This is a genomic window from Paenibacillus phytohabitans (assembly GCF_013141775.1).
Taxonomy (GTDB): Bacteria; Bacillota; Bacilli; order Paenibacillales; family Paenibacillaceae; genus Paenibacillus_AQ; species Paenibacillus_AQ phytohabitans.
Genome location: NZ_WHOB01000086.1, coordinates 22634 through 44285, shown reverse-complemented (window position 1 = coordinate 44285; position 21652 = coordinate 22634). Strand labels below are relative to the sequence as shown.

At 42.2% G+C, this 21652-nt stretch carries 29 protein-coding genes and 1 tRNA gene; 11 read left to right on the top strand and 19 right to left on the bottom strand.

Features of this window, described 5'->3' with window-relative positions; genetic code table 11:
- Positions 1-723: 723 nt before the first annotated feature.
- The 5 genes from GC101_RS27940 to GC101_RS27920 form a co-directional block, all read right to left on the bottom strand.
- Positions 724-1491 carry a hypothetical protein gene (locus GC101_RS27940; protein ID WP_171719993.1) on the bottom strand — a complete coding sequence of 256 codons (768 nt, stop codon included), beginning with the start codon at positions 1489-1491 and terminating at the stop codon, positions 724-726.
- On the bottom strand, positions 1481-2623 hold the full coding sequence (locus GC101_RS27935) for a hypothetical protein (RefSeq protein WP_171719992.1): 1143 nt from the start codon (positions 2621-2623) through the stop codon (positions 1481-1483). The genes GC101_RS27940 and GC101_RS27935 overlap by 11 nt, the downstream gene beginning before the upstream one ends.
- Before the next feature lie 346 nt (positions 2624-2969).
- A complete protein-coding gene (locus GC101_RS27930; protein WP_171719991.1) occupies positions 2970-3659 on the bottom strand; it encodes a hypothetical protein in 690 nt (229 codons plus the stop codon).
- 33 nt (positions 3660-3692) lie between these two features.
- A complete protein-coding gene (locus GC101_RS27925; protein WP_171719990.1) occupies positions 3693-6689 on the bottom strand; it encodes an AAA family ATPase in 2997 nt (998 codons plus the stop codon).
- Positions 6690-7219: 530 nt separating this feature from the next.
- Complete coding sequence (locus GC101_RS27920; protein WP_281365929.1) at positions 7220-7432, bottom strand: helix-turn-helix domain-containing protein; 213 nt, start codon at positions 7430-7432, stop codon at positions 7220-7222.
- Positions 7433-7568: 136 nt separating this feature from the next.
- On the opposite strand from GC101_RS27920, the gene GC101_RS27915 reads away from it, so the two are divergent.
- Positions 7569-7859: a hypothetical protein gene (locus tag GC101_RS27915; RefSeq protein ID WP_171719989.1), complete on the top strand. Its 291-nt coding sequence runs from the start codon at positions 7569-7571 to the stop codon at positions 7857-7859.
- A 92-nt stretch (positions 7860-7951) separates the two neighbouring features.
- Here GC101_RS27915 and GC101_RS27910 read toward each other — a convergent pair.
- The 3 genes from GC101_RS27910 to GC101_RS27900 form a co-directional block, all read right to left on the bottom strand.
- Positions 7952-8037: transfer RNA gene (locus tag GC101_RS27910), tRNA-Leu, on the bottom strand.
- A gap of 149 nt (positions 8038-8186) precedes the next feature.
- Positions 8187-8642 (bottom strand): WGxxGxxG family protein, encoded by a 456-nt coding sequence (locus GC101_RS36345; protein WP_246354547.1) that lies wholly within the window; start codon positions 8640-8642, stop codon positions 8187-8189.
- Between the two features lie 76 nt (positions 8643-8718).
- A complete protein-coding gene (locus tag GC101_RS27900; RefSeq protein ID WP_171719988.1) occupies positions 8719-9405 on the bottom strand; it encodes a M15 family metallopeptidase in 687 nt (228 codons plus the stop codon).
- Positions 9406-9658: 253 nt separating this feature from the next.
- Here GC101_RS27900 and GC101_RS27895 point away from each other — a divergent pair, with 253 nt between their 5' ends.
- Positions 9659-9820 (top strand): hypothetical protein, encoded by a 162-nt coding sequence (locus GC101_RS27895; protein ID WP_171719987.1) that lies wholly within the window; start codon positions 9659-9661, stop codon positions 9818-9820.
- Positions 9821-9865: 45 nt separating this feature from the next.
- On the opposite strand, the gene GC101_RS27890 is transcribed toward GC101_RS27895, so the two are convergent.
- Positions 9866-10201, bottom strand: coding sequence for a YolD-like family protein (locus GC101_RS27890; RefSeq protein ID WP_171719986.1), 336 nt, complete (start codon positions 10199-10201; stop codon positions 9866-9868).
- 244 nt (positions 10202-10445) lie between these two features.
- Positions 10446-11066: a hypothetical protein gene (locus tag GC101_RS27885; protein WP_171719985.1), complete on the bottom strand. Its 621-nt coding sequence runs from the start codon at positions 11064-11066 to the stop codon at positions 10446-10448.
- Positions 11067-11265: 199 nt separating this feature from the next.
- Here GC101_RS27885 and GC101_RS27880 point away from each other — a divergent pair, with 199 nt between their 5' ends.
- Positions 11266-11763 (top strand): zinc ribbon domain-containing protein, encoded by a 498-nt coding sequence (locus GC101_RS27880; protein ID WP_171719984.1) that lies wholly within the window; start codon positions 11266-11268, stop codon positions 11761-11763.
- A 17-nt stretch (positions 11764-11780) separates the two neighbouring features.
- On the opposite strand, the gene GC101_RS27875 is transcribed toward GC101_RS27880, so the two are convergent.
- Positions 11781-13256 carry a glycosyl hydrolase gene (locus tag GC101_RS27875; protein ID WP_171719983.1) on the bottom strand — a complete coding sequence of 492 codons (1476 nt, stop codon included), beginning with the start codon at positions 13254-13256 and terminating at the stop codon, positions 11781-11783.
- A 228-nt stretch (positions 13257-13484) separates the two neighbouring features.
- Between GC101_RS27875 and GC101_RS27870 the strand changes: the two genes are divergently transcribed.
- Positions 13485-13925 (top strand): NucA/NucB deoxyribonuclease domain-containing protein, encoded by a 441-nt coding sequence (locus GC101_RS27870; RefSeq protein WP_171719982.1) that lies wholly within the window; start codon positions 13485-13487, stop codon positions 13923-13925.
- Between the two features lie 241 nt (positions 13926-14166).
- Positions 14167-14304, top strand: a complete 138-nt coding sequence (locus tag GC101_RS27865) for a hypothetical protein (protein WP_156118708.1) — start codon at positions 14167-14169, stop codon at positions 14302-14304.
- A 48-nt stretch (positions 14305-14352) separates the two neighbouring features.
- Here GC101_RS27865 and GC101_RS27860 read toward each other — a convergent pair whose 3' ends face one another.
- Positions 14353-14508, bottom strand: a complete 156-nt coding sequence (locus GC101_RS27860; protein ID WP_155991357.1) for a hypothetical protein — start codon at positions 14506-14508, stop codon at positions 14353-14355.
- 169 nt (positions 14509-14677) lie between these two features.
- Here GC101_RS27860 and GC101_RS27855 point away from each other — a divergent pair, with 169 nt between their 5' ends.
- From GC101_RS27855 to GC101_RS27845, 3 genes are all read left to right on the top strand, one after another.
- Positions 14678-14854 carry a YjfB family protein gene (locus GC101_RS27855; RefSeq protein ID WP_171719981.1) on the top strand — a complete coding sequence of 59 codons (177 nt, stop codon included), beginning with the start codon at positions 14678-14680 and terminating at the stop codon, positions 14852-14854.
- 143 nt (positions 14855-14997) lie between these two features.
- A complete protein-coding gene (locus tag GC101_RS27850) occupies positions 14998-15540 on the top strand; it encodes an ImmA/IrrE family metallo-endopeptidase (RefSeq protein ID WP_171719980.1) in 543 nt (180 codons plus the stop codon).
- Positions 15541-15627: 87 nt separating this feature from the next.
- On the top strand, positions 15628-15792 hold the full coding sequence (locus tag GC101_RS27845; RefSeq protein ID WP_156118709.1) for a hypothetical protein: 165 nt from the start codon (positions 15628-15630) through the stop codon (positions 15790-15792).
- Between the two features lie 259 nt (positions 15793-16051).
- Here GC101_RS27845 and GC101_RS27840 read toward each other — a convergent pair whose 3' ends face one another.
- The 3 genes from GC101_RS27840 to GC101_RS27830 form a co-directional block, all read right to left on the bottom strand.
- Positions 16052-16249 carry a hypothetical protein gene (locus tag GC101_RS27840; RefSeq protein WP_171719979.1) on the bottom strand — a complete coding sequence of 66 codons (198 nt, stop codon included), beginning with the start codon at positions 16247-16249 and terminating at the stop codon, positions 16052-16054.
- Positions 16250-16358: 109 nt separating this feature from the next.
- Positions 16359-16628, bottom strand: coding sequence for a hypothetical protein (locus GC101_RS27835; RefSeq protein ID WP_171719978.1), 270 nt, complete (start codon positions 16626-16628; stop codon positions 16359-16361).
- A 98-nt stretch (positions 16629-16726) separates the two neighbouring features.
- Positions 16727-17086: a MerR family transcriptional regulator gene (locus tag GC101_RS27830; RefSeq protein ID WP_171719977.1), complete on the bottom strand. Its 360-nt coding sequence runs from the start codon at positions 17084-17086 to the stop codon at positions 16727-16729.
- A gap of 99 nt (positions 17087-17185) precedes the next feature.
- On the opposite strand from GC101_RS27830, the gene GC101_RS27825 reads away from it, so the two are divergent.
- Complete coding sequence (locus tag GC101_RS27825; protein WP_171719976.1) at positions 17186-17896, top strand: SDR family NAD(P)-dependent oxidoreductase; 711 nt, start codon at positions 17186-17188, stop codon at positions 17894-17896.
- Between the two features lie 72 nt (positions 17897-17968).
- Here the strand turns inward: GC101_RS27825 and GC101_RS27820 are convergent, their stop codons facing one another.
- The 4 genes from GC101_RS27820 to GC101_RS27805 form a co-directional block, all read right to left on the bottom strand.
- Positions 17969-18217: a hypothetical protein gene (locus GC101_RS27820; RefSeq protein WP_171719975.1), complete on the bottom strand. Its 249-nt coding sequence runs from the start codon at positions 18215-18217 to the stop codon at positions 17969-17971.
- A gap of 180 nt (positions 18218-18397) precedes the next feature.
- Entirely contained in the window at positions 18398-19201 is an 804-nt protein-coding gene (locus GC101_RS27815) for an undecaprenyl-diphosphate phosphatase (protein ID WP_171719974.1), read from the bottom strand.
- Between the two features lie 140 nt (positions 19202-19341).
- On the bottom strand, positions 19342-19776 hold the full coding sequence (locus GC101_RS27810; protein ID WP_171719973.1) for a hypothetical protein: 435 nt from the start codon (positions 19774-19776) through the stop codon (positions 19342-19344).
- A 23-nt stretch (positions 19777-19799) separates the two neighbouring features.
- Positions 19800-20180 carry a hypothetical protein gene (locus tag GC101_RS27805; protein WP_171719972.1) on the bottom strand — a complete coding sequence of 127 codons (381 nt, stop codon included), beginning with the start codon at positions 20178-20180 and terminating at the stop codon, positions 19800-19802.
- A 359-nt stretch (positions 20181-20539) separates the two neighbouring features.
- On the opposite strand from GC101_RS27805, the gene GC101_RS27800 reads away from it, so the two are divergent.
- Both GC101_RS27800 and GC101_RS27795 read left to right on the top strand, forming a co-directional pair.
- Entirely contained in the window at positions 20540-20956 is a 417-nt protein-coding gene (locus GC101_RS27800; RefSeq protein WP_171719971.1) for a VOC family protein, read from the top strand.
- Positions 20957-21094: 138 nt separating this feature from the next.
- Positions 21095-21568, top strand: a complete 474-nt coding sequence (locus tag GC101_RS27795) for a hypothetical protein (protein ID WP_171719970.1) — start codon at positions 21095-21097, stop codon at positions 21566-21568.
- Positions 21569-21652 lie beyond the last annotated feature (84 nt).

Sequence of the window (21652 nt, the reverse complement as noted above, 5' to 3'; positions counted from 1 at the left end):
ACCCATTACAGTTCCAAAGTATCTTCAGCATCAAAAATGAGTGGTGTTTTGGTCTTTTAATTAAAAAGATCGCACTGCCCCCAATGTTCCATGAGAGTCATGCGATCCCCTCCTCGTTCTCTCCTTCGGAAAAAGGAGAGAACTGCAGGAGAGAACTCAATAAAAAGTTCTCTCCTAGGCTGTTTCAGAAAGCAAGATTTTTCAAAAAAAACCTTATTCATCAAGGATGTCGAGGACGGGGGTCGAACCCTTACGGTACTCACGTATCTCAGAATTTTAAGTCCTGAAATGGTCTTTTTAGTCCATTTTCTACACTACGGGAAGATCGAGTATAAAGCCTTTAACCATGCGGGTTAAAGGCACTCTTTTGTGTTCCACACTCTCTGCGTTCAGAGATTTGGATATGCAGCGGTGTTAGCAAATATGTTAGCAAATAATTGAGAAGGAGCTATATGTTTCTACTCTTTTTTATGTCCTCGTTTGAATCACATCAAATAGAGCCCCTGAATCTTCAAATCGGTATTTTGAGCTTGTTCTATGTATCGAATCATCGACTGTAAAGCCAGTCTGGACAAGGGATTCTGGTAGACCAATAAACTTGGCGACCTCGCATGTGCTCATGCCACCTTTGTACCTGTGAATGATGGCTTCTTCAAGCAACATTTTCTATGCGGGAACGGCTATTCTGGAATGACTCCAGCATAATCTACTAATCCAATAAGATTAGCTTTTTTTCTCTATTAATTCACTTAATCTTTCCAATGCGTGGTCTTTTTCTGATGGACTAGGTGATTTACTTTCAGATTCACTAATTGTTGTATCTTCTTCTGAAAAGCTATTGTTGATTCCAGTTAAAACATAGTCTAGAAGTTCAGTCTTTTCTCGTTCTTTTTTAGCTATATTCATTCGTCTAAGTGAATTAATTATAAATAATACAGACTCAATAAGTATTACAACTAAAATTATGATAATAATTGACTTTTTAGTTGTATTTTTATTCTCGTTATATGGAATTTTATTACTCGAAATGTCATCGGAATAAGAGGCATAGAAATTTTTATAATCTTCATGAAACCATATTATTAATTCTATAGAAGCATTTTGAGATAACCTATCCATATTAACAATTACTGTTGAGTTAGCGCTAATGCTGCTGTCTTTAATTGATTCAGTACTTTCAATTTTATAATCGAATATTGAACCATCTAAATCTAACTGGATTCTTAAATTTTTTGAAGAAATTCCTTTATTTTTAATTTTTATGACTCTTAATGAATCAGCAGATGGCCTATTATTGTTCTTGAGAGTATTATCATTCATTATTCCGAGTAGCTCGTCAGGTAAAAATTGGTTGGTCTTACTAGTTTCAATTATTAACGTAGAGTTATTATTTAATCTATCGTATATATTATTACCAAATAATAATACTAATAAAGATATGAAGGAACTAATAATAGCAACTATCACAGAAAGTTTACTTTTATCTTTCAAAGATACCTCCTCCTTGTATGCCAGAAATCTCAAAAACCACATGCTCCTTGGGAATATAGCTATTATAGCGGCTGAAACTGATATATTGGAGCGCACCATCATTCACAACTTCAGTAATTTTTTCAGTAACTCCTAAAGAAGAATCAGCATCATTTACAGAAAGTAAATCATCTGTTACTAGTATTCCCGCACCATTATTATATTTTAAATCTTTCAAATCCCTACAAAAGGTTAACCTTAAAACGAAAAGGATGATATTCTTGTACCCATATGAAAAGGAATTAAAATTCCTTTGCTTCATGACATCTTTAAAATCATAGAAATTCTCATTCCGTTTGGTTAAATGATTTATTGTATGGTAAAAAAAAGCATCAATAATTGATAATTGTTCATTGATGAACTCTTCGCTAAATTCCTTTTCTTGTATTAAAATAGTACGTGCTCTCTCCATTAAATTATTATTTTCAATTATTTTTTCTTTAATTTTTTTATATTCAAAACTTATTATGTCGTTCAACTTGTTTATTGTATTATCTTCAATGATTTTTGCTATGGAATTCTCTACGCCGTTTTTGTATTTCTCAACCAATTTCAATCCATGGTTATCAAATGCTACTTCATTTTCTATTGTTTTGATATCCTTTTCTATTGAGTCTAGGTATTCTGAATTATAGCCAACAATCTTATGGTATGTGTCCTGCTTCTCTCTGCTATTCCCTTTAATATCCAGTTCAGCATAAAAAGAATGTCCCAATATATCAAGCGTAGCAAGTTCATTAAATGGTGAAACAAATTTTATATTCATTAATTCAGTATATATTTGATTTAGCTCAATTGAGTTTGCTCGGGCTTGCCTATGTATATCCCCTTCAAAAAAAATCATATTAGAAGGTAATTTTCTCGAAATACGCACACACTTATCTTTAAACTTGCATTCCAAATAAGGGGAATCGAGTGACAAGTAATTTATTAATCTCGTAAAGTTACCTTTCAGACCTAATAAATATTGAATCAAGTTAAACAAAGTTGTTTTACCTGAACCATTTAATCCGATAATATAGTTTTGTCCCTCGTTAAAATTTATTGTAAGTTGCGGGTTAATATAAAGTCTTTTAATAATAATTTTACTCAAAATAACACCCCATTTTTTTCTGTAGTTGTACCTTTTAACGTAGTTTCTTGATTTTAACAATCAAGTTTTAGAAGCTCAATGCGATCATTCATAATTATTTCTAACGCTCCAATCATGCAAGCTTTACATAGTTGCGTTATTGAAATTACATATAACGGTGTTTCAAGTACAGAATCAACCTACCAATGGTTATATAGCCAATCCTCAAGAATTAACGCTTCGTTTTCGACTCTCCATCTTTCACATGGATGTCTTATTCTGTGCCGCTCCAAGTAAATTTTTAATTCCTACGTTCGATTATCCCTGTGCTCTTGAACTAGTTAGAAATGTGACAAAAAAGCCAGTTTTATTGTTTACCTATAATGGGCTTTATTCTATACCGTAGTTCTTTCTCAATAAAATAAACAAGATGGTATAAATAATCTTCTTCAAATTTATCCAATTCAACATAAGAAACTCTAAAATCAACATCCTTGAAAGTACTGTTCAAGTCATTTAACCGCATACTGTAGAGTTGATCGGAAGTTGTCCTATAATCTGCATAGATATGCTCAATAATTCTATACCTTATCCCTTTATTCGAGGAAAAACTATCGTTTCGTGCTTTTCCGATATATAGAGGAATCCACCCATCTAAAAAAAGGTTTTTTCCGCCTTTACGCGCCACAAAATGTTTCATGAACCTTTTCACCGAAAGCCGGGGTGTATTACCGCTTCTATTTTCAAACCAAATCTCCTGGATGTAAAAGAAAAACTTTTCTCTACGTTCAATTAAGTTATAGTACTGCTCTCCTTGTTCTATCAACCATTTAGCATAAAGATTATTAAATTTTGCCTCAAAATAATAAATACCTGTGCAATCATTGAAATTCAATATATTTTCGATACTTTGAAGAGAATCTGCTAGTGTAAACTCATAATTTTTTGCTATTGCATCTAGATGCTCTAAAGCTATCATCGAAGTAGTGTCTTTCAAATGCCAAAGCCCTTCCTGTATAATTTTAAGGGTTTCATCTAATGATTTATCCTGGAACATTTCTCCCTCTCCAATAAACTTTATGATTAATTTTTATATGCTTAAAGGATTTAAATCTGATTTTGAAACAGTGTAGATTTTACTTCTAAAATCATCCCAGCACAGATCTAAAAAGGACGATATTTTCGTATAGCTTTGTGAAATGATATCAGCTTCATCACAATAAATTCTACTACGCAAAGCTCCTCCGTGATGAGCGTTATGTATATCTTTTGGAAGTTTCTTCAACTCTGTATAGAGTTCCCGATAATAAGCAGATTTATAAAAGTTAACTCTACTGATTGCATCATTTAACTTTTTCATTAAACCATCTAAATTATCGTCCACTTTTGGTGAGGTTGGAGCATAAACAAGAATATCCTTGAGCTCATCTTCAATCCAAACTCTTACTGATTCGACGAACCTTTTTGCCAATTGCTCATCTTTCTTATCTTCGTTCCATGATTTCAAATCTATATCAACTTCTGCTTTCCAACCCTTGATATCAATAACATCTCTTACTATGCTCAAAGACTTAATACGCTGAATTTGAGGATTTACTCCATATTGCTTCATGTGTCTTGGCCAATCCGGGTCATGAGAGGTTATAATAAATTGATTTTTTCTTTGGGTATCAAATACTCGTCTAGCAAACCTAGTCCTATGCCCTTCATCAAGTGAAGTTAATGGATCATCTAATAAAGTAAAGTTTAACCAAGTCCTTTTTGTGCTTTCACTTCTTATCTCTGACATAGCAAATATATATGCCCATAATAGTGCTCTTATACGAGAAGCATTAATTAATGGTGCAGCCTCTACTAGTATTCCTCTGTGCTCTACTAAAAATTTCATATCAATTTGACGACCTGATCTTACAGGTTCTATTATTTTTAAAGGGAATTCATCGGTCCCGTACAACTCTCCATAGATTATTTGAATTCGAGAAATAACCTTGTCTAAATCGTCAGCTAACAAATTATCAGCCAATTCTTTCTGTGACTCTAGTTCTATTAGCGCTTGCTTAATTCGTTCTATAATTTGATGCTCATTACATAGTTTTTCCTTAAGTATAAGATTATTTTTATACTCCTCCATCTCCAAACAAGCATCTTGTAGGGGTTTGATAGATAAAACAATATCTTTACAAACCGTCAGAATATGAATCAATGAATCGGAATGAGGAGCATTACCATATCCTAAGGTATTATCGATGTCCGTTTTAAACGAATCGAAGTTAGTGTTAATCCAATTTAGTACAGTGATTTTATCAAGATATTCATTAGCTAGGATAGTATAATCATCTAATATACAGTGAATATCATTGATTCCCAACTTATTAATGGTTCTTTCTATATCTTCATTCAAATATTCTTTAAAATTCACTGAGCTGACTAACGCATTGATTTTAGGTTCTAGATTTGCTTTAAGTTCATCCAATCCATTGTTTAAAAAACGATATATGAACGCATTAACATCTTTTGTGAAATTCTGTACAAAATCGGACGTATTTACCACATGTAATGAGTGTGGTACTTTACTTTTTAAACGATTACAACAACGCTTGATAATTTCAACTATATTAAGGCTAGCCTCGTCTTCCAAATTTTTCAATGCAATTAGTTCTGCTTTTACAGAATTAGTATCTTCTAAAATGCTTTCGCAAAGTGGACAGTTTGATAAATCAGAATCAATAGGAATCAGTTTAACAGCTTGCAACATTAACTCTAACTTTTTTATTTCTTGCTTTTTTTCGTACCAAATAAGAGCCAGCAATAATTGCTCGGTTGTTTCAGTAATTACTGTACTGAATTCAATAATTTCAGATGCACTATAACTCTGTATTGATTTTGAGAAATCCTTTATTATACTCCATTCTGTAATAGAGCTTTGAGTGATTGCTTCATGGGCAGCAATGATTTTTGTTAGTAGCCTTTGAGTAAATGTATCATTTACATTAAAGTCTTCAATCTCCTTAAGCTTTAATACTTCCTTAAGCTTAATCAGCCTTTCATTGGCCTGTTTGGTTAACCATTCTTGTTTCTGATTAATTCTATCCTTTAATTCTCCCGTAGTACCTATTGAAGCGTATTCATCTTTAATATCATTGGGAATTCTGGATGATATTTTTTCACCTAGAACTCGATTTTTTTGATCAATCCAGCCTATTTCTAGTGATTTTTGGGTGATATACCTTGTACAAGCTTTCTGCATTTCTTTTGCGTAGATACCAATGTAATTCATTGAATCTAGTCCACTTACATTTAAAAAAATTTGTGCAAGATCAGAATCAGCCGTAAATTGAATATGATTCACTTTTGCTGGCATTATAAGGGACAAATCAATTGATAGATCGTCCAAAATCGGCATGTTAGACAATTTTGACTTCTTAGCTCCTGTTAAATCTCTTCTAATAATTACTGCGTCTCCTCCCGAACTTGGAATCAGTTCAACTTCAACCCAGCAATTATAACTCTGCATATTCTTGATTGCGTGTTCAACAGATGGTAATGCGCATTCAGAGGGCCACACTCTTCCTATGGTATTGACTTCTAAGTTAGTCTCTTTTTTTTCATACAAAGATATTACTGGAGCTATGCTCGGTTCTGTCCGATCCCATAATAATTTACCAGTAAATAGCCAGACGATGGCATTCATGATTGATGACTTACCTGTACCATTGCTTCCAGAAATCAGTTGAGTTCTACCATCAAAATTATATTCAAACACCGGGCCATTAAATATTTGAAGACCTCTAAAGTTGGAAGCTCTTAATTTCCCCAGCTTATAGGAACATACTTCATCAAGTTGCACATCTTCTGAAGCCTCTGAGATAACGACTTCTGTGAGCGCCTGATTAAATACTCTTATCAAGGTTGCAAGTTTATCTTGACCAAACGGAGCAATGAACTCACGTTCAGAAAAATCCCTCAAACATTTTAAGACTACTATCCCATCTTTAGAATATGGGCCTATTTTCTTATCTCTTAGGTTAATTTCCTTACCTCTTAGTAAGTCATCTAAAACATTTTTAACTCGAGGAGATTCCAACACACAGCCACCACCATTCTAAAGATAAATATCACAAATGATCAAAGTACTAAATTCGACGGCTTCCGGCAATTTCCTTTTTTAATTGATAATTTACACTCTTGGTTTAAATCAGTGTAATAGCAAACTGAGTTGTTCCATTTCTATATTATATTCCCGATACCTATGCTTGATAGGTAGTCCTCGCGAGAGGCTAAACTAATGAAAAAGCCGGACACGTTTAATCGTGTCTGGCTCTTTGCTTTCTCCCAAATATTATTAGGAGGCGTTATTATGAATCACCATAACAATGAAGAACTAAAGAAACTGATTTCTGTCCTTAAGAGAAAGAAATGACTTCGATCTAATAAGAGATATAACGAAGAAATATTCTTCAGAGTATATAATCTTAAAGAATACTATGAAGGGCTCTAGAAAATGGTGCAACTGGAAGGGTGTCAGCAACTCCGCTTGTTTCACTTTATTCCCTGACAGGAGATGATTATTTTGGGGTTTAATTCAAGAAAACTCACTCAGAGTTCCCTCACACCACTTTATTTTTCCGGGCTATACTCAATCAATTCCGACAGCTTACATTGAAAAGTATCACAAAGCTTAAATAACGTCTCCAGCTTAATAGTCTCTAATTGGGTTCCTCTGTATAGCTTATTGATGGAATTTCGGCTTAGTCCTGATTTCTCCATTAATTCGGTAATGTCGTCTATCTGATGTTCAGCCATTAGAATTCTTAAATTGCTTTTCAACAAGAAGTTCCCCTCCAGCTATTATGTATGATAATTGCAGACAACGGATTGACTTTATAGAGTTAAAATTTAACTTTACAATTAACCTCACAGGGTTATATAATGACCTTATAAAGTTAATGGTTTGGAGGTGTCCAGTTTGTATGAATCTTTAGAAACTTTAACCGACCCACTGATCCGCATTCGGCTTGAAGGAATGTACCGCGAACTGTCCAACACCGATCCTAATTATAAGCTTCTCGTATTGGAAAGCGATGAGTTCTTCCAGCAGCTTAGGAGTGTTCTCCCGGAGAATCTGCAAAAGGCTTCATTCCTCTATGAGGATACTCAGATATCGCTTCAGGCTATTCTTGAACGCTCCATTTATCTGCAGGGATTTAAAGATGCACTCTATCTCTTCAATGAACTACAAATTTCATCACAGGGTTAATTCGATCTTTTAATTACAATATCCTTTTTCTAACCGGGATACAAAAAAAAGGGCTCATTCAACTGAATGTGCCCTTTCATTGTTACTATGGATGCCGAGGACGGGGGTCGAACCCGTACGGTACTCACGTACCGCAGGATTTTAAGTCCTGTGCGTCTGCCTGTTCCGCCACCCCGGCATGTTATGTGCGTGGTTAACGCGACAAGAAATATAATATCACGTATTATGGGGATACGCAATAAATAATTACCATTAAATTTTCCTGTATCCAGACAAACAGCCCGAGCAGCCGAAACTGATGCGGGCCCTTTGCTGTTACTACCCTGTTTAGTGGCGTTCGCGCTCGCCGCTTCTGCTGCGCATACCGACCAGCCCCAGAAGTCCGAGCAGGCCGAGCCAGCCCCAGTTAGAGCCGTTATCGTTATCGCCTGTGGTGCTCTGTGCCCGGTAGATGCCGGTTGGAGTGCTGTTATTCAGCGGAGAGACAGAGCTGTTGTCTCCGGTACGGATTTTATCCTTCATGATCGTCTCATTCTTATGCATGGTGCCTGTCGTCTGGTTCATCATGGTATTGCCCCGGCCGTTCATCATTTGTGTGCTCCGGCCATCCATGTCACCCATGTTGCCCATAGTGCCCATCCGGGTATCCGATGTTGTGCTGTTGGTAACGGGTGCCGTTCCGCCCATCCCTGTCGTGCCAGCCGCAGCAGATGTGTAACCGGCTCCGAGCAGACTCATGGAAAGTACTGTGCCGCATGCAAGGCTTGTAATCAGCTTGTTCAAGATGGTATGCCTCCTCTGTGGTTGTGGTTTATCGCTGATAATTTCCCCACACGGCACATCATCTATGCAACGCAGATTATTCCTTTATGATGTTCACGGTCTTGCTGAGCGCATCATAGGTCACTTTGGCTCCAAGCGCTTCGGCAATGGTGCGTACCGGAGCGTACGTGGTGACGCTGTCCAGCACGCCGGTCGTGAGCTTCTGTCCGTTCAATGTGATATTTACTTTAATGTCGGTATTCACCTCTGGGTCACCTCCGTTAATCCGGCTTAATGCGTCCTTCACCTGCTGAACGGTGGGGTGCTTACCGGCCCGGAGCTCAGCAGTGGTTAGTCCGAAGGTCATCTGCAGATGAGAGTAGTCCTTGAAGGAACTCCAGTCCCCGCCCCACTCTAAACCGAGCTTCTTCGCCTCCTGTGCAACCTCCTGCCAGTCCGCTAACTTATCCCCGTCTCCGTCACGCTTCATATCCCAGGATACGCTTTTGCCATCCGGCAGCAGCAGTGCGAAATCAATCGCCAGGCCGTAATTGTGATAGCTGCTGCCGCCCTTGGCATTGGTTACAATAGCGCCTTTCTTGGTTCTTCCCTGCGCGTATAGCGCATTCTGTTCGGCAATGGTGCGCATTCCCTGGGTAATGAGGATCGGAATCCCTCTGGCATAACTCCGCCGGATGAGCTCTGTAGCACCCGCCAGCAGCACCGGATGCAGATTGCCCAGCCACCCTGCCGATTTACTCTTCACTTGATCCAAAGTCAGCATATACTCACCCCCTGGTATAGTAAATGCCCCCTTGTACAATGTTGCATGTACACTTTCACCCCTGCATCCGCCCAAGTTTGCCAGGCTCCCTGAAGCATACACGTAATAAGCCCCCAGGCAATCCTGAGGGCTTTAATGAGGCTTGATCCAGCTTAACGTAAACAGGCGCCAACAAGGATGAATTGCTGCACCACAGGCCACACTAACATGGAGTACCGTTAATCCTTAATCCCGCATGGAAAGGTGGACAAACATGGATATTCACAGTGACAGCTATAAGGTGGCCGCGCTTAGCGATCAGGAGGATGTTGTTGAAGTGATCCGCGAGGCCGAGTCGGCCATCGCCCGGATGACCGGGAATCCCGGAGTTACGCTGATTGCTTATGAAAAGACGGAAACCGCCGGGAGAAATTAACCGCTCCGTCCGCTCCGTCCGCTCCGGCCAGCTTCGCCTGCACCCTCAGACGATATAGGCGTCCACAATATCATCCACGTTCAGCCACTTCCATTCCTCCGCCCACTGCAGCTTGATTTCGCGCGAGTGGGTGTGAATGGAAGTTACAAATCCGCTAAGCAGCTTGTGCTCAAGAGGGTCAAACAACACTACCGTTACCCGTACATGACTCCGCAGCGACAAAGCCAGCGTATGCTCAATCTCCTCCAGCTTGTGCTCATCCGGAACCGGCTTGACGCTTTGCCACGTCTCCCGTTCACCTCTACTGATTACGCGCATCTGCTCCGGCAGTACTGTCCGGTTGCTGTCCCACAGGTTATTACCCTCCAGCTTTTTGCCCATTGCCGCTCCCCCAATCTATGGTCTGTATACAATACCGCAATACATTGTCCGCCCATGTACCGAACGTATGTTTGTATTATATCCGTGATCCGGCTTTTTAAGCAAGCAGAAATATATGTAAGCACCCAGACCTGGAAGGAACGATACCGGACCCCGCCAGCACAGCAAAATAACCCCACAGCAGTGGGGCTAGCTTGAATTCATTCTGGAAATTACTCAGGCACTAAACGGGGATGAATACTTTTTAATTGGCCGTGTTTCCTGCCGTGCTCTCTGTCGTTGCAGCTCCCGTATCCGTCTTCGCAGCCGCGTCCGCCTCTGACGGGTCCACAATTAGACCTTCTGTGCTCTCTTCCGGATCAATCAATCCTGCTGCCGCTCTGGCTTCATTCAGCTTGGAGATGCCGTACAGCATCGCTACATCCGCCTGCTGGTTCATCGCATTGAATTCCTCGGCAGTTACATCGGGAGAAACCGCGCTTTTGGAGGCCTGCTCTTTAATGGAATAGGCACTTTTAAAAGCAATAATTGAATCTCTGAGCAGCGTCTGGATCGTGTCCGGCAGGCTCTTGGAAATCTTCACGTCACTCACCTGATTGGCGATATCGGAGGCGGTATCCTGGAACTCGTCCACGGCCTTTTGCAGCTCCTTGTCGGTCGCATCTCCGGTTGAATAAGAAGTTAAGGTGGTGTTGAAATTTTCCAGCGAGGATTTACCCATTTCATCGAATTTTGACATTTCATTGTAGAAGCTCTGAACTGTATCCTGCACTACTTCCTGCGAAGCAGGTTCTGCGCTGTCATTGCTGCAGGCACTTAGGACTACAACGATCATAAGTAATCCTGCAAATAAAAATCGTCTCATATTTATATCCCTCCACTTAACAGAATAATATCGAATTTTGTTAAGTGCAAATGAAATTAATGTAAAATCGGCCGGGATGAAACATTTTTCTGAGATAAAGCGTATTCACAGAAAGAAACACAAGAAAGAACCCGGTAGTGACTGGGAATTCTTGTTATACTATAATCAAATTATCCGTTATACGAGAGGAAGATATCTTATGCCTTATTGCACAGCCTGTGGTGCGGAATATAAGCAAGGTGCCAAATTCTGCGGAGAATGCGGAGCAGGTACAGAGGATAATAACGCTCCGGCAGCAGCACGCCGTCCGGCGGCAGACCGGGTCTCCGGAACAAGCACAGAAACCGAGCTGTGGCAGGGTAAGCCTGCGGGCATATCCGACCGGCTCAAGGGGCTTATTGGACTCAATACCACCAGATACACGATTACTACCCAGCGGATTATGGTGAAGAGCGGACTGATCGGCAAAGATGTCGAAGAAATCGAGCTGCTGCGGGTCAATGATTTTTCCGTCACGCAGTCGATTCCCGACCGTATATTAGGCATTGGAACGCTTACGATCCTCTCGGATGACGCCTCGTCGCCGCAGCTTCCTTTCCGCAAAATCCGCAAGGTTCAGGCTGTAAAAGACGTGCTGCGCCAAGCGGTCCGCAACGAAAAAGTCGCCAACAACATCAGCTACCGCGAACAAATCTGACCTAAGACCTTCCCCTGTCAAGGAAGATACAAAGCCCCTGCCGGAATTACGCCTTTGACCTGGCTGGGGCTCTCCCACATCAGCACGGCCCGCGCATCCCCCTGGTTCTCGTAATACTCCACCTTCAGCTCATGCAGCTTACCCGCAATCAGCTTCACACTGCCTTGCCGTTCCTGCCCGCTCTGCTTCATCCAGCTGTCAATAATCAGCTTGCCGTCAATCCATACCCGGATGCCATCATCCGAAGAAGTATAGATGCTGTAAGTCTCACTGTACACCGCACTTAGCCTGCCGCTCCATCGTACCGAGAACATATCTGCACCAATAGCCGGATCAGGGGCTGCCTGTCTCCAGATGAAGTTGATGTTGGCATCCGTCCGGGTGAGGGCGGGCTTACCGTTGAGCGTAATGTTATTGTAGTACTGGCCATACAAGCCCGGCTTAGGAATGCCGCCCGGTGATGGATCCATTTCTGCCGCCTTCGCTGCATATTCATCTCTGGTGAACACGAAATTATCCTTCATAAAAGCTTTGATCACTTCATCACTGTTCTTCTCATACAGCAGCTTGCCCCAGGTCATCTGATAGCTCCATTTGTTCTGGGAACCAGCCAGCAGGGCTGCCGGAGGAAGCTCCCCATTCTCGCCAATGGCGATCAGCTTGCCGCGCCCCAGATCCCAGAGACTGTCATGATGGCTCCCCTTGAAGTCCGCTTCATAGATATCCAGGGCCAGCACATCCACTCTTCCGCTGCCCGGGTAATATTTCGCAGGTTCATCACACCACTGATTCTTCGCATTCGGACTCCACACCCACAGCAGATTATGCAGCTTGTGATATACGGCATACCGCTCGAACATAATCTCCCAGAGAGTGCTGAAGGAAGACTTCTGCCCCCACCAGAACCAGCCGCCGTTCATCTCATGGTAAGGTCTCCAGAGCACAGGTACACCGGCATCATTCAGCTTTTTGAGATACACGGCTACTTTGTCCAGTTCGGTAATCATTGCTGTGTATTGGACGGTTCCCGGAGTAATATATTTGCTGAAATCAGCTTCGCTGAGACTCATCGAGACATTCGCCCAGGCCGGAGCAGTCCCCGGCAGATTGGCATGATAGCTCATCGTCACGATTCCCCCGGCCTGATGCCAGCGGACCGCACTGTCCGTGACGCCCTGCCGCTGGCTGCTGATTTGCTGCTCCGTCTGGTTACTGATGGGTCCCATTTCATAGCCGTGAAGTCCCGCATAGCTCCCGCCGGTATTCTTCAGCTTCACGCTGAATTCATCCGGGCTCTCCAGATAATCATGCTGTCCGCTGATCACGCCTTGCCCCTGCAGCCAGTATAAGGTGTTCAGCAATTTACGCGCAGGTAGGGCCAGCTCCTCATCCGCAGGACTCATCAGCACACTCCGGAAGGCTGCCTGCCATTGTACATCGCCTACCAGCCTTGATGCGGAATCCAGCAGATCTCTGAGTACACGCTGTTCCACTTCTTCCACCATCCTTTTCCATCGGTTTGTACATTTTATGGCGAATTATGTAACATCAGAACGGCGGATAGACAAGAATTACGTCTGTTCCAACTCCGCAGTCATACGCTATACTATTGTGAGCGCAGGCTTCCTGCGCCCACAATACTTAAGCGTATGCTTCCGAAGCGAGTTTTGCCGGAACTTATCACTTGGAAGCTATGCTAACAAAACTTTTAAGGAGCAGATATGAAAGCCAAAAAATTCATCACCAGTCTCATTATTGTTGTTCTGCTCAGCCTGGCTGCTTACTACTTCGGGGAGAATGGTCAGATTCCGTCCCAAACGCCGTCTTCTGACAATTCGGAGGTTGTCCGGCTGGAATTCCCGTCTGACCGTTATCCGGAGACCGCCAGACATATTCAGGAAGCGATTGAGAACGGGGAGTCCCCCATCTGCACGATTGACCGGAATGAAGCCGAAGAGAACCGTAAGGAATCCCTGAAAGGCGTACCCACCAAAAAAGGTTATGACCGCGATGAATGGCCGATGGCGATGTGTGCGGAAGGCGGAGCCGGAGCCGATATTGAATACATAACCCCAAGTGATAACCGCGGGGCAGGAAGCTGGGTAGGCAATCAGCTGGAGGACTTCGCAGACGGTACCCGCGTAGAGTTCATGTTCAAATAGGCAGAATGACTGACTACTCCCGCGCTACCGCTATCGCAAATAATTGCTGATAAGAAACAGATCTCATATTAGCCGCTCTCCTCTCCGTCATATAAGGACATTTGCATGCCTGTTATGCGAACGACAGTTCTTTATGCAATTTCACCCGGATAAAGCGTAAAATAGGGTGGGATATTATTCCATAGACGGAGAGCCGGGAGTGTTCTATATCTGTTATCGGGGGAAAAGGCTGTACGGCCCTATGTCCGAGGCTGAAGCCTTACAGGAATGGTTTGCACTTGCAGGTACAGTCAAGGAGTTGTATATCATTGAAACGGATGAGCATACAGGCAGAATCAAACGCCAGATCGGTCCGGCGGCACGCAAAAAAAAGAAATAGCCCCATCCGGCCACAGGCCAGACAGGGCAGCACTTGTTCAATGCGGTTCTAGAACAAACAGGCTTTAGTGATAATAACCAGCAGAATGAACAGAACCAGAATCGCACCAGTCGAAGTCCAAGGGCTTACTACCGGAACAATCGGAGGACCCTGATTAACTCCACCGACGTTATTTCCACAACCGCAACCATACTCTGCTCCCATAATTTAATTCCTCCTCTTGAATATTGAATACAGCACAGAATATGTGGAAATCTAACCGGTGGCATGGGCCAATCGGCAAAGAAATGCCATTTACCTAACGGCCAAGCCCCAAAGAGTCGATATAAAAGGTGGATGCGCTGCTTCAAAGAAACTTTGAGGAGGAACACAAATGGATATTGCTGCGTTATCGGTTGTCATGAACCAGTCCTCATTATTGCAGGCTGCAGGACTACAGGTAATGAGTATTGCCAAAGATCAGGCACAGACGGATGCCCAGAATATGGTCCAGATGCTGAGTCAGGGCGTACACCCCACCTTGGGAAAAACACTTGATATTCGCGCCTGATTGCTTTATGCTTACATACATAGGAACACCCGTTCCATATCCATTCAGCTGCTGAATGTTGAGTGTGCTGATTGCTTAGCCCTTCTGGGCTTTTCTTTTGACCATTAATACGAACATACGATCTTATATTGAGGTGATTGATTATGCAATCCTATTATCAGATGACTGCGTTGGAGAAATGGACAGAGGATTTATATCAGCGCATCGGTGTCCGCCAGCCGTCAGACATATCCATTGAATACATAGCCGAGCGGCTGAATATCTGGATTCATTATCTGGATGTCCGTAGCAAGAGCATTGAGGCCAGCGCGGGAATGTACAGCATGTTTATCGACAACAGGCTGCCTCCCGAACTGCAGCGGCTGGAGTTCCTCCATGAGCTCTGTCATCTGCTCCGCCATGCCGGCAAGCATACTCTGATGCCTGAACAGTTCACGCAGGCGCAGGAGGATGAATCGGAACGGTTTATTCTCTATGCCGCCATGCCCTATTCCATGATTTCCGCACGGACACTGCCTGAACTGCGTGAGGATGCCGTGGCTGAGCTTGCCAGTACCTTCCAGGTGCCTGTGGAGCTGGCTCTGCAGCGGATTGACCAGATCCAGCGGCGGATTTTCCAGGGGCAATTAATGGCCGTAATGGAAAGAAACGAAGACAGAAAATTAATCCATAGACATATTCGCTAAGCGCTACGGGGATAATACCGGCATAGACATTAGAACAACAGATGTACCTCTATGCATGGTTACATTTCAACCGTAAAGGGGAGCGACATGGAAGCCATAAAAGTCATTCAATTATTGCTGACCCATCCGGATTACAGCGTAGATGCAGTACATCCCGAAATTCCGGATTTTGTCGGCATCGAGACCATTGAAGTGGACCACGAAACGCAGACCTTCTCCATCTTACTGCAGGAACCCAAGGAGTACGATTAAACCTCCGTGAAGAATAATCAGCATATAGAGAGCTAGCTCAGTCCGTAACCTTACATTCTATAAAAAAGTGACCCCGCCAACGTCCGGCAGGGTCTAAGGTTTCTATCAGGGGGTATGTATACAATATACTCACCTTTGCTTAAACCAACCTTAAATCTGGCTAAGCCTATAATAATATCTTTCAAATGATCGCAATGGGCATCATGCTTATTGTAACGCTGGTCTGCACTTCTCTGCTGATTAATGACAAGAATAACGACTAGCCGCTGCTGACAAACTGGATAATCCCGATACCCGCCATTGACAGGAAGATTCCGAGTATTACCGCAAGCATGATCCAGACTACCTTTTTGGTGGAATGCGGGGGCGGGTTATAGTTCTCCATCACAGCAATCCGTTTCTCCAGCGCAGCAACCCGCTTCTCTAGTTCAAGATTATTATCCTCTGCTTCAGTCATTGCCACTCTATCCTCCTCTCCTTTGGTTATATATTTTTAATTATTTCATCATGATTCTGTAACTTATATCTGTGAAGTCAACATCTCCCTGAGGCCTGCCTTCGGAACTCTACTTTGCTCTTCTGCGAGCTATTAGCCAATCGAACAATAATCCAAACCCCAGCCAGAAGAAGAAGTGAATGCCGTATAGTATAAACTGGAACAGAAGTTCATTGTCCATGGTGTAATGCAGATCTGTCAGCTGAGGGTTAAGCCATAACAGCAAAGGACTTGTCAAAAAAAGCAGCAGGTTTTTATCATCTTGTCCTGACAGATTAATCATACATACCGCTACAGACAGAATCGGTAACCACAAACCCAATCTCTTCATTAATTTCATATAAGCCCCTCCATTTACTAAATACTACCATATAATGATAGACGGGGACCATGACATACATCTTGAATCCATAGAGAACCTCGCCAGAATATTATCTATTAATAATTCTCCCCGGCATAATACCGCTCCAGCTTATGCTCCAGATGTATGAGCTGTGTTTTCTTCGCTTCTATATCATCCAGGAGCTGTTTCTTTTGATTCTGAATAAGCGTAATCCGCTCCGGTAAGGTAGCCGTACCGGCTCTGACCATGTCATGATACTTCTTGATCTCCTCCACACTCATTCCCGTTTCACGCAGACATCTAAGGAAGATCAGCCAGGTAATTTCCTGCTCGGTATACAGTCGGTTGTTCTGCTCATTGCGGGCTACTGCATCCAGAAGTCCTTTTCGTTCATAAAAGCGGATTGCCCCTATGCCCACTCCAACTTTTTTGGCGACTTGTCCTATCGTAAACATTCCGTTTCACTCCCGAATTTTTATGTTGACCTACACTAAGTGTAGCATAATACACTTTGAATTGTTGCTAGACCATATCACACAGAAAGAAGGATTACGATGAACAGAACCGCTTTTGTAACAGGCGCCAATAAAGGAATTGGATTTGAAATTGCGAGACAGCTTGGTGAAGCGGGCTGGAAGGTGTTGCTTGGTGCACGCAGTGTTGAACGGGGGGAAGCCGCAGCTTCCGAACTGCGAAATGAGGGTTTAAACGCAGAGTTCGTGCAAATTGATATGACTAATCAAGAGAGTATTGAACAAGCAGCCGGCAGCATTCAGGCCAATTACGCTGATCTGAAGCTTTTAATTAATAATGCCGGCATGCCGGGAGCCTTCTCGAGTTCATTCAGTGCAACCCGAGAGACCGATTTGCGCAATGCCTTTGAAGTGAATTTCTTCGGAACGTTCCGCCTGAATCAACAGCTATTCCCCTTAATCCAAAAGAATGAAGGAACCATTGTGAACGTATCGACCGATATGGCTTCACTTCACTTCATGCAGAGCTCTGCATATGCGCTTAATGCTTTTGACTATAACGCCTCCAAAACCTCCAACAATGCAATGACCGTGGCCATGGCGATTGAATGCAAGGACAGCAATGCTCAAGTATTCGCCGTCACTCCCGGCTTCACCAAGACGGATTTGAACGGCAATGCCGAAGGCGGCAAATCCAAAGCAGACGGTGCAGCTATTATTGTCGGCTACGCAACGGATGGTAAACGGCATAACGGGGAGTTTCTCGATGTAAATGGGGTTTATGCCTGGTAATGCAGGTTAGACTTGCCACGAAAGAAAAGTGCCCGCCAACGGATTACGGTTGACGGGCCACTATATAATAAACTATCGTGTCACTTCCATGAAAAACTGCTGTAAATCCAATTCGGATTTTATATTTTCAATCACATTTTTTAAACCAGGAACCCAGAGCAAAGTATCTTGCCGAATATAGTTTAAAACTAAGGCGCAACTCCGTTCAAATTTTTCAATATGAGGGCTGTGTTCATTTTTAGACGAATCCTCGTTAATGAATTCATTAATCCGCGCCTCTAAACCTTTGAAGGTTTGGACAAAATCAATTACGTCTTCCAAAAAGACACCTCCCAAATAGATAAGAAGATGTGATTTTCCGCTGCTGTAAAAATCCTTCAGTTAGCAATCACAATCTTGTGTGAGTCCAGTGTATCGCATTTTTAAACAAAAATACATTGTGAAAATTTGAACCTTCTCCAGAAAACTCACATTAGATCCTTAACAACTAACTGGAACTAATTAATGTATGACGATGAAATAGAATAGAGCTGCTAATACAAACCGATAGAGGGCAAACCATTCCAAGCGAAGACGTTTAATCAGTTTGATAAAGGTCACTACAGCAATCATTGCCACTATAAAGGATGCCGCAAAGCCAATTAACATTAGAAGCACATCGCCAGAATTCAACAAATCACGGCTATCATACAAATCCAACAAGCTTGCACCAAACATGACAGGGACAGAAATAAGAAATGTAAAATCTGCGGCGGCTTTTTGGCTAGTACCGAGCAAAAGGCCGCCTGAAATCGTCGAACCTGATCTCGAGAATCCCGGCCATAACGCCAGGCATTGGAACAGACCGATTCCGAAGGCTTGTTTATAGCTAATCCCATCCATCGTATCAGCGGTTTCTGTCCGTCTATTCCGTGCAGCGATGATCATCAATAGACCACCAACTACTAGACCGATCACGACGGGAGTCGGGCCGAATAAACGGCTTTTTATAATATCCTTGAAGAGGAGATACAGGATTAATGCTGGCAACATAGCTAATATCATATGAATGATGTTTAATCCTTTACTTTTGGAGAAATCCATTCTAACCATATTAGACCCAATCTCCAAATACCTTTTCCAGTACAGAATTAAAACCGCCATTACTGCACCCAGCTGTATAACAATCTTAAAAGTGATTGCAGCTTCTCCCTCAAAGCTAAGCAAATCACCTGCTAAAATAAGATGTCCGGTAGATGATACCGGTAGAAATTCAGTTAAACCTTCGATTATGCCGAGAATGATTGCTTTCATAAGGTCAGTCACCAGTGGATAGTCCCCTTTCAGAAATGGAATCTTTTTTTCCAGTATACGGGGGACATAATTATTTCCCAATCGATTGACCTTACAATTTTCCATTCAGCATGACATAATTGTCACATTGATCATTGAAATGATCCCCTATATCACTCCCTATTCCACTGTACTTTATAATTGAAGTCATTTATTTTGTTTCCATATTCTTTGTCGTTATTAGATATTGATATGAATTCTCCAATATACTTTTCAATATAAAATTGGTGTTCAAATTCAGCTAAAAGTTGCTCTACTTCATGATATCTTTTATTATCTTTGTCTGATGAAGGATGTGGCCTTGTTGAACTCTTATCATTTATCCAGTCTAAAAATAATTTATAGGATTCAATTTGTAATGAATATTCCTCAGTCGAAACAGGTCTTAACAAATACAAATCTGACCAATCATCGTTCACTTTATCGAATACCCGTTCAAAACAATGAACAGTACCATTAAAATCAGCAAATCCGGATTTTGGCCCGTCCCACCAATCAGTAATAAAATATACCGATTGAAACGCATCTGCTGGCTTTTCTCGCTTCATAGGTTCACCTCATAGCAAGTTCTTTAGGGCAGCGGCCACACAGTTAATCCATTTCCACTGCTAAACATAGCCGCCTCTGGCCCTTCGTTATCTTCTCCTCTTAACGAAATCTCCAACACCATATTGTTTTCAAACAATAACGAAATAACAACATTCTCCTCTATATCTACTTTTGTTACAGTCTGGTTAATAAGAGAACAAAGAATGTTGCAATAAGTTATATCTGTCCTAATGTAGGATGATACTTCTGTCTTTATTATTGGGAGCGTAAAAGCAGTAAAAATCATTGTTTCTTTATAATCTTCTTCAAAGATTAACTGGATATAATCTCTTATGAATACCACTGAACTCATTTCTTTGCCTGAAATATCACTTAGATGACTTACGGAATGTTCATTGGACATGGCTTATTCTCCCCCCTAAAAAATTTTGGCTGTTGAGCTGTAGCGTTATTTGTGTCCCACAAATTCGTAGGTCCATCCGAATTCGGCATGACAAGTCGTACAGAACAAACGAATCGCCGGTACGTGCAGATAGGATTTCCTCTTGAAGACTGGCAGATGGCTCATGGTGAATGACAAGCAGAATCTGGCGTACGAGTAACTCTGGTATGTTGAGAAGTTCGTTGATATACTGGGTTTGCATTTACAATAATACATGAGTTGCAGGAATGAAGTAGACCGATGAATTCCCGGATTGGCTTTCGTCTAAATAAACGAAGGCATCAATGACAACAAACCATTTTGAAGATGAGGTGTTAAAAATGGCATTAATGTCCACATTCACGAGCTTCAATCTGCCTGTAACCAACGTAGAACAATCGAAGGCGTTCTTCACCGGACTCGGATTCGAGCTCAACCCGCAATTCCCCGATAATGAGAATTCGGTAGCCATCGTGATCGGCGACAACCTGCAGATCATGCTGCTCACCAAAGAACTATTAAAGTCGCTCACGCAGAAGGAAACCGTTGATACGGAAAAGTATGCGCAAATGACGATCGCACTCACCTTCGAGAGCCGAGAAAAGGTGGATGGAATCGTGAATACTGCGGTCTCCTTGGGCGGGAAATCGTACGAAGAGCCTGAGGACTATGGATTCATGTATCATTGGGCCTTCGAGGACTTGGACGGCCATATGTGGGCAATCAACTACATGAACACGGATGCAGCTCAAGGTTAAGGATAACGGAGAGCACACTCATACTTGGATTAACGAGGGAAGAAGACGGGTGCCTACCGAACGAACCGCGTACCATAGATTGATTTTCCTAAATCTGCTAAGATCATTGTGTCTGCAACTATTTTTAGCGGAGGATTTATGAATAAAATTAAGCTTTTGGCTTCTGTTTCTATTGTCGCTGCGCTAATATTGGGCAGCTGTTCGAATGATAAGGCTGGAAATGCTGTGACGTCAACAACGCCGACAAGCACACAAGATTCAAAGACCGCAGACTATTGGGCTGTTGTTAATAAGACTACATGGACGGATAATTTTGATGGATTGAAGACAACAATTGATAAAATTGTAATATCAGATGAGGTTCCGTTAGAAGGTTCTATTAAATCAGCAGTAGGCGTGAATTTTATTATTGAAAATACTACTAAAGAAACATTTACAACCCACCCGGACCAGGCCGTTCTAGTGACATCTACCGGAGAACAAATCGATGCAGATATGTCTCAAAGTGAGGATATCGGAGGAGAGATTTACGAAGGAGCTACCAAAAAAGGCGGCGATTCTGAAATCACGCAGGATAACCAAAATAAATATGATGTAAAAATCGAGTTTTAATCGTTCCCCCGCCATCAACACTGGCGGGGCTTTTCATATTCTCAAGCTCCACAATATGACCATTCCCCACTGAAGCATACTCGC

What these genes read in the sequence shown, in the direction of transcription:
- GC101_RS27930 (WP_171719991.1), bottom strand. Translation starts at nt 3,659, where the DNA reads ATGTTCCAGGATAAATCATTAGATGAAACCCTTAAAATTATACAGGAA.
- GC101_RS27900 (WP_171719988.1), bottom strand. Translation starts at nt 9,405, where the DNA reads ATGCTGACTTTGGATCAAGTGAAGAGTAAATCGGCAGGGTGGCTGGGC.
- GC101_RS27895 (WP_171719987.1), top strand. Translation starts at nt 9,659, where the DNA reads ATGGATATTCACAGTGACAGCTATAAGGTGGCCGCGCTTAGCGATCAG.
- GC101_RS27890 (WP_171719986.1), bottom strand. Translation starts at nt 10,201, where the DNA reads ATGGGCAAAAAGCTGGAGGGTAATAACCTGTGGGACAGCAACCGGACA.
- GC101_RS27885 (WP_171719985.1), bottom strand. Translation starts at nt 11,066, where the DNA reads ATGAGACGATTTTTATTTGCAGGATTACTTATGATCGTTGTAGTCCTA.
- GC101_RS27880 (WP_171719984.1), top strand. Translation starts at nt 11,266, where the DNA reads ATGCCTTATTGCACAGCCTGTGGTGCGGAATATAAGCAAGGTGCCAAA.
- GC101_RS27870 (WP_171719982.1), top strand. Translation starts at nt 13,485, where the DNA reads ATGAAAGCCAAAAAATTCATCACCAGTCTCATTATTGTTGTTCTGCTC.
- GC101_RS27865 (WP_156118708.1), top strand. Translation starts at nt 14,167, where the DNA reads ATGTCCGAGGCTGAAGCCTTACAGGAATGGTTTGCACTTGCAGGTACA.
- GC101_RS27860 (WP_155991357.1), bottom strand. Translation starts at nt 14,508, where the DNA reads ATGGGAGCAGAGTATGGTTGCGGTTGTGGAAATAACGTCGGTGGAGTT.
- GC101_RS27855 (WP_171719981.1), top strand. Translation starts at nt 14,678, where the DNA reads ATGGATATTGCTGCGTTATCGGTTGTCATGAACCAGTCCTCATTATTG.
- GC101_RS27850 (WP_171719980.1), top strand. Translation starts at nt 14,998, where the DNA reads ATGCAATCCTATTATCAGATGACTGCGTTGGAGAAATGGACAGAGGAT.
- GC101_RS27845 (WP_156118709.1), top strand. Translation starts at nt 15,628, where the DNA reads ATGGAAGCCATAAAAGTCATTCAATTATTGCTGACCCATCCGGATTAC.
- GC101_RS27840 (WP_171719979.1), bottom strand. Translation starts at nt 16,249, where the DNA reads ATGACTGAAGCAGAGGATAATAATCTTGAACTAGAGAAGCGGGTTGCT.
- GC101_RS27835 (WP_171719978.1), bottom strand. Translation starts at nt 16,628, where the DNA reads ATGAAATTAATGAAGAGATTGGGTTTGTGGTTACCGATTCTGTCTGTA.
- GC101_RS27830 (WP_171719977.1), bottom strand. Translation starts at nt 17,086, where the DNA reads ATGTTTACGATAGGACAAGTCGCCAAAAAAGTTGGAGTGGGCATAGGG.
- GC101_RS27825 (WP_171719976.1), top strand. Translation starts at nt 17,186, where the DNA reads ATGAACAGAACCGCTTTTGTAACAGGCGCCAATAAAGGAATTGGATTT.
- GC101_RS27810 (WP_171719973.1), bottom strand. Translation starts at nt 19,776, where the DNA reads ATGAAGCGAGAAAAGCCAGCAGATGCGTTTCAATCGGTATATTTTATT.
- GC101_RS27805 (WP_171719972.1), bottom strand. Translation starts at nt 20,180, where the DNA reads ATGTCCAATGAACATTCCGTAAGTCATCTAAGTGATATTTCAGGCAAA.
- GC101_RS27800 (WP_171719971.1), top strand. Translation starts at nt 20,540, where the DNA reads ATGGCATTAATGTCCACATTCACGAGCTTCAATCTGCCTGTAACCAAC.
- GC101_RS27795 (WP_171719970.1), top strand. Translation starts at nt 21,095, where the DNA reads ATGAATAAAATTAAGCTTTTGGCTTCTGTTTCTATTGTCGCTGCGCTA.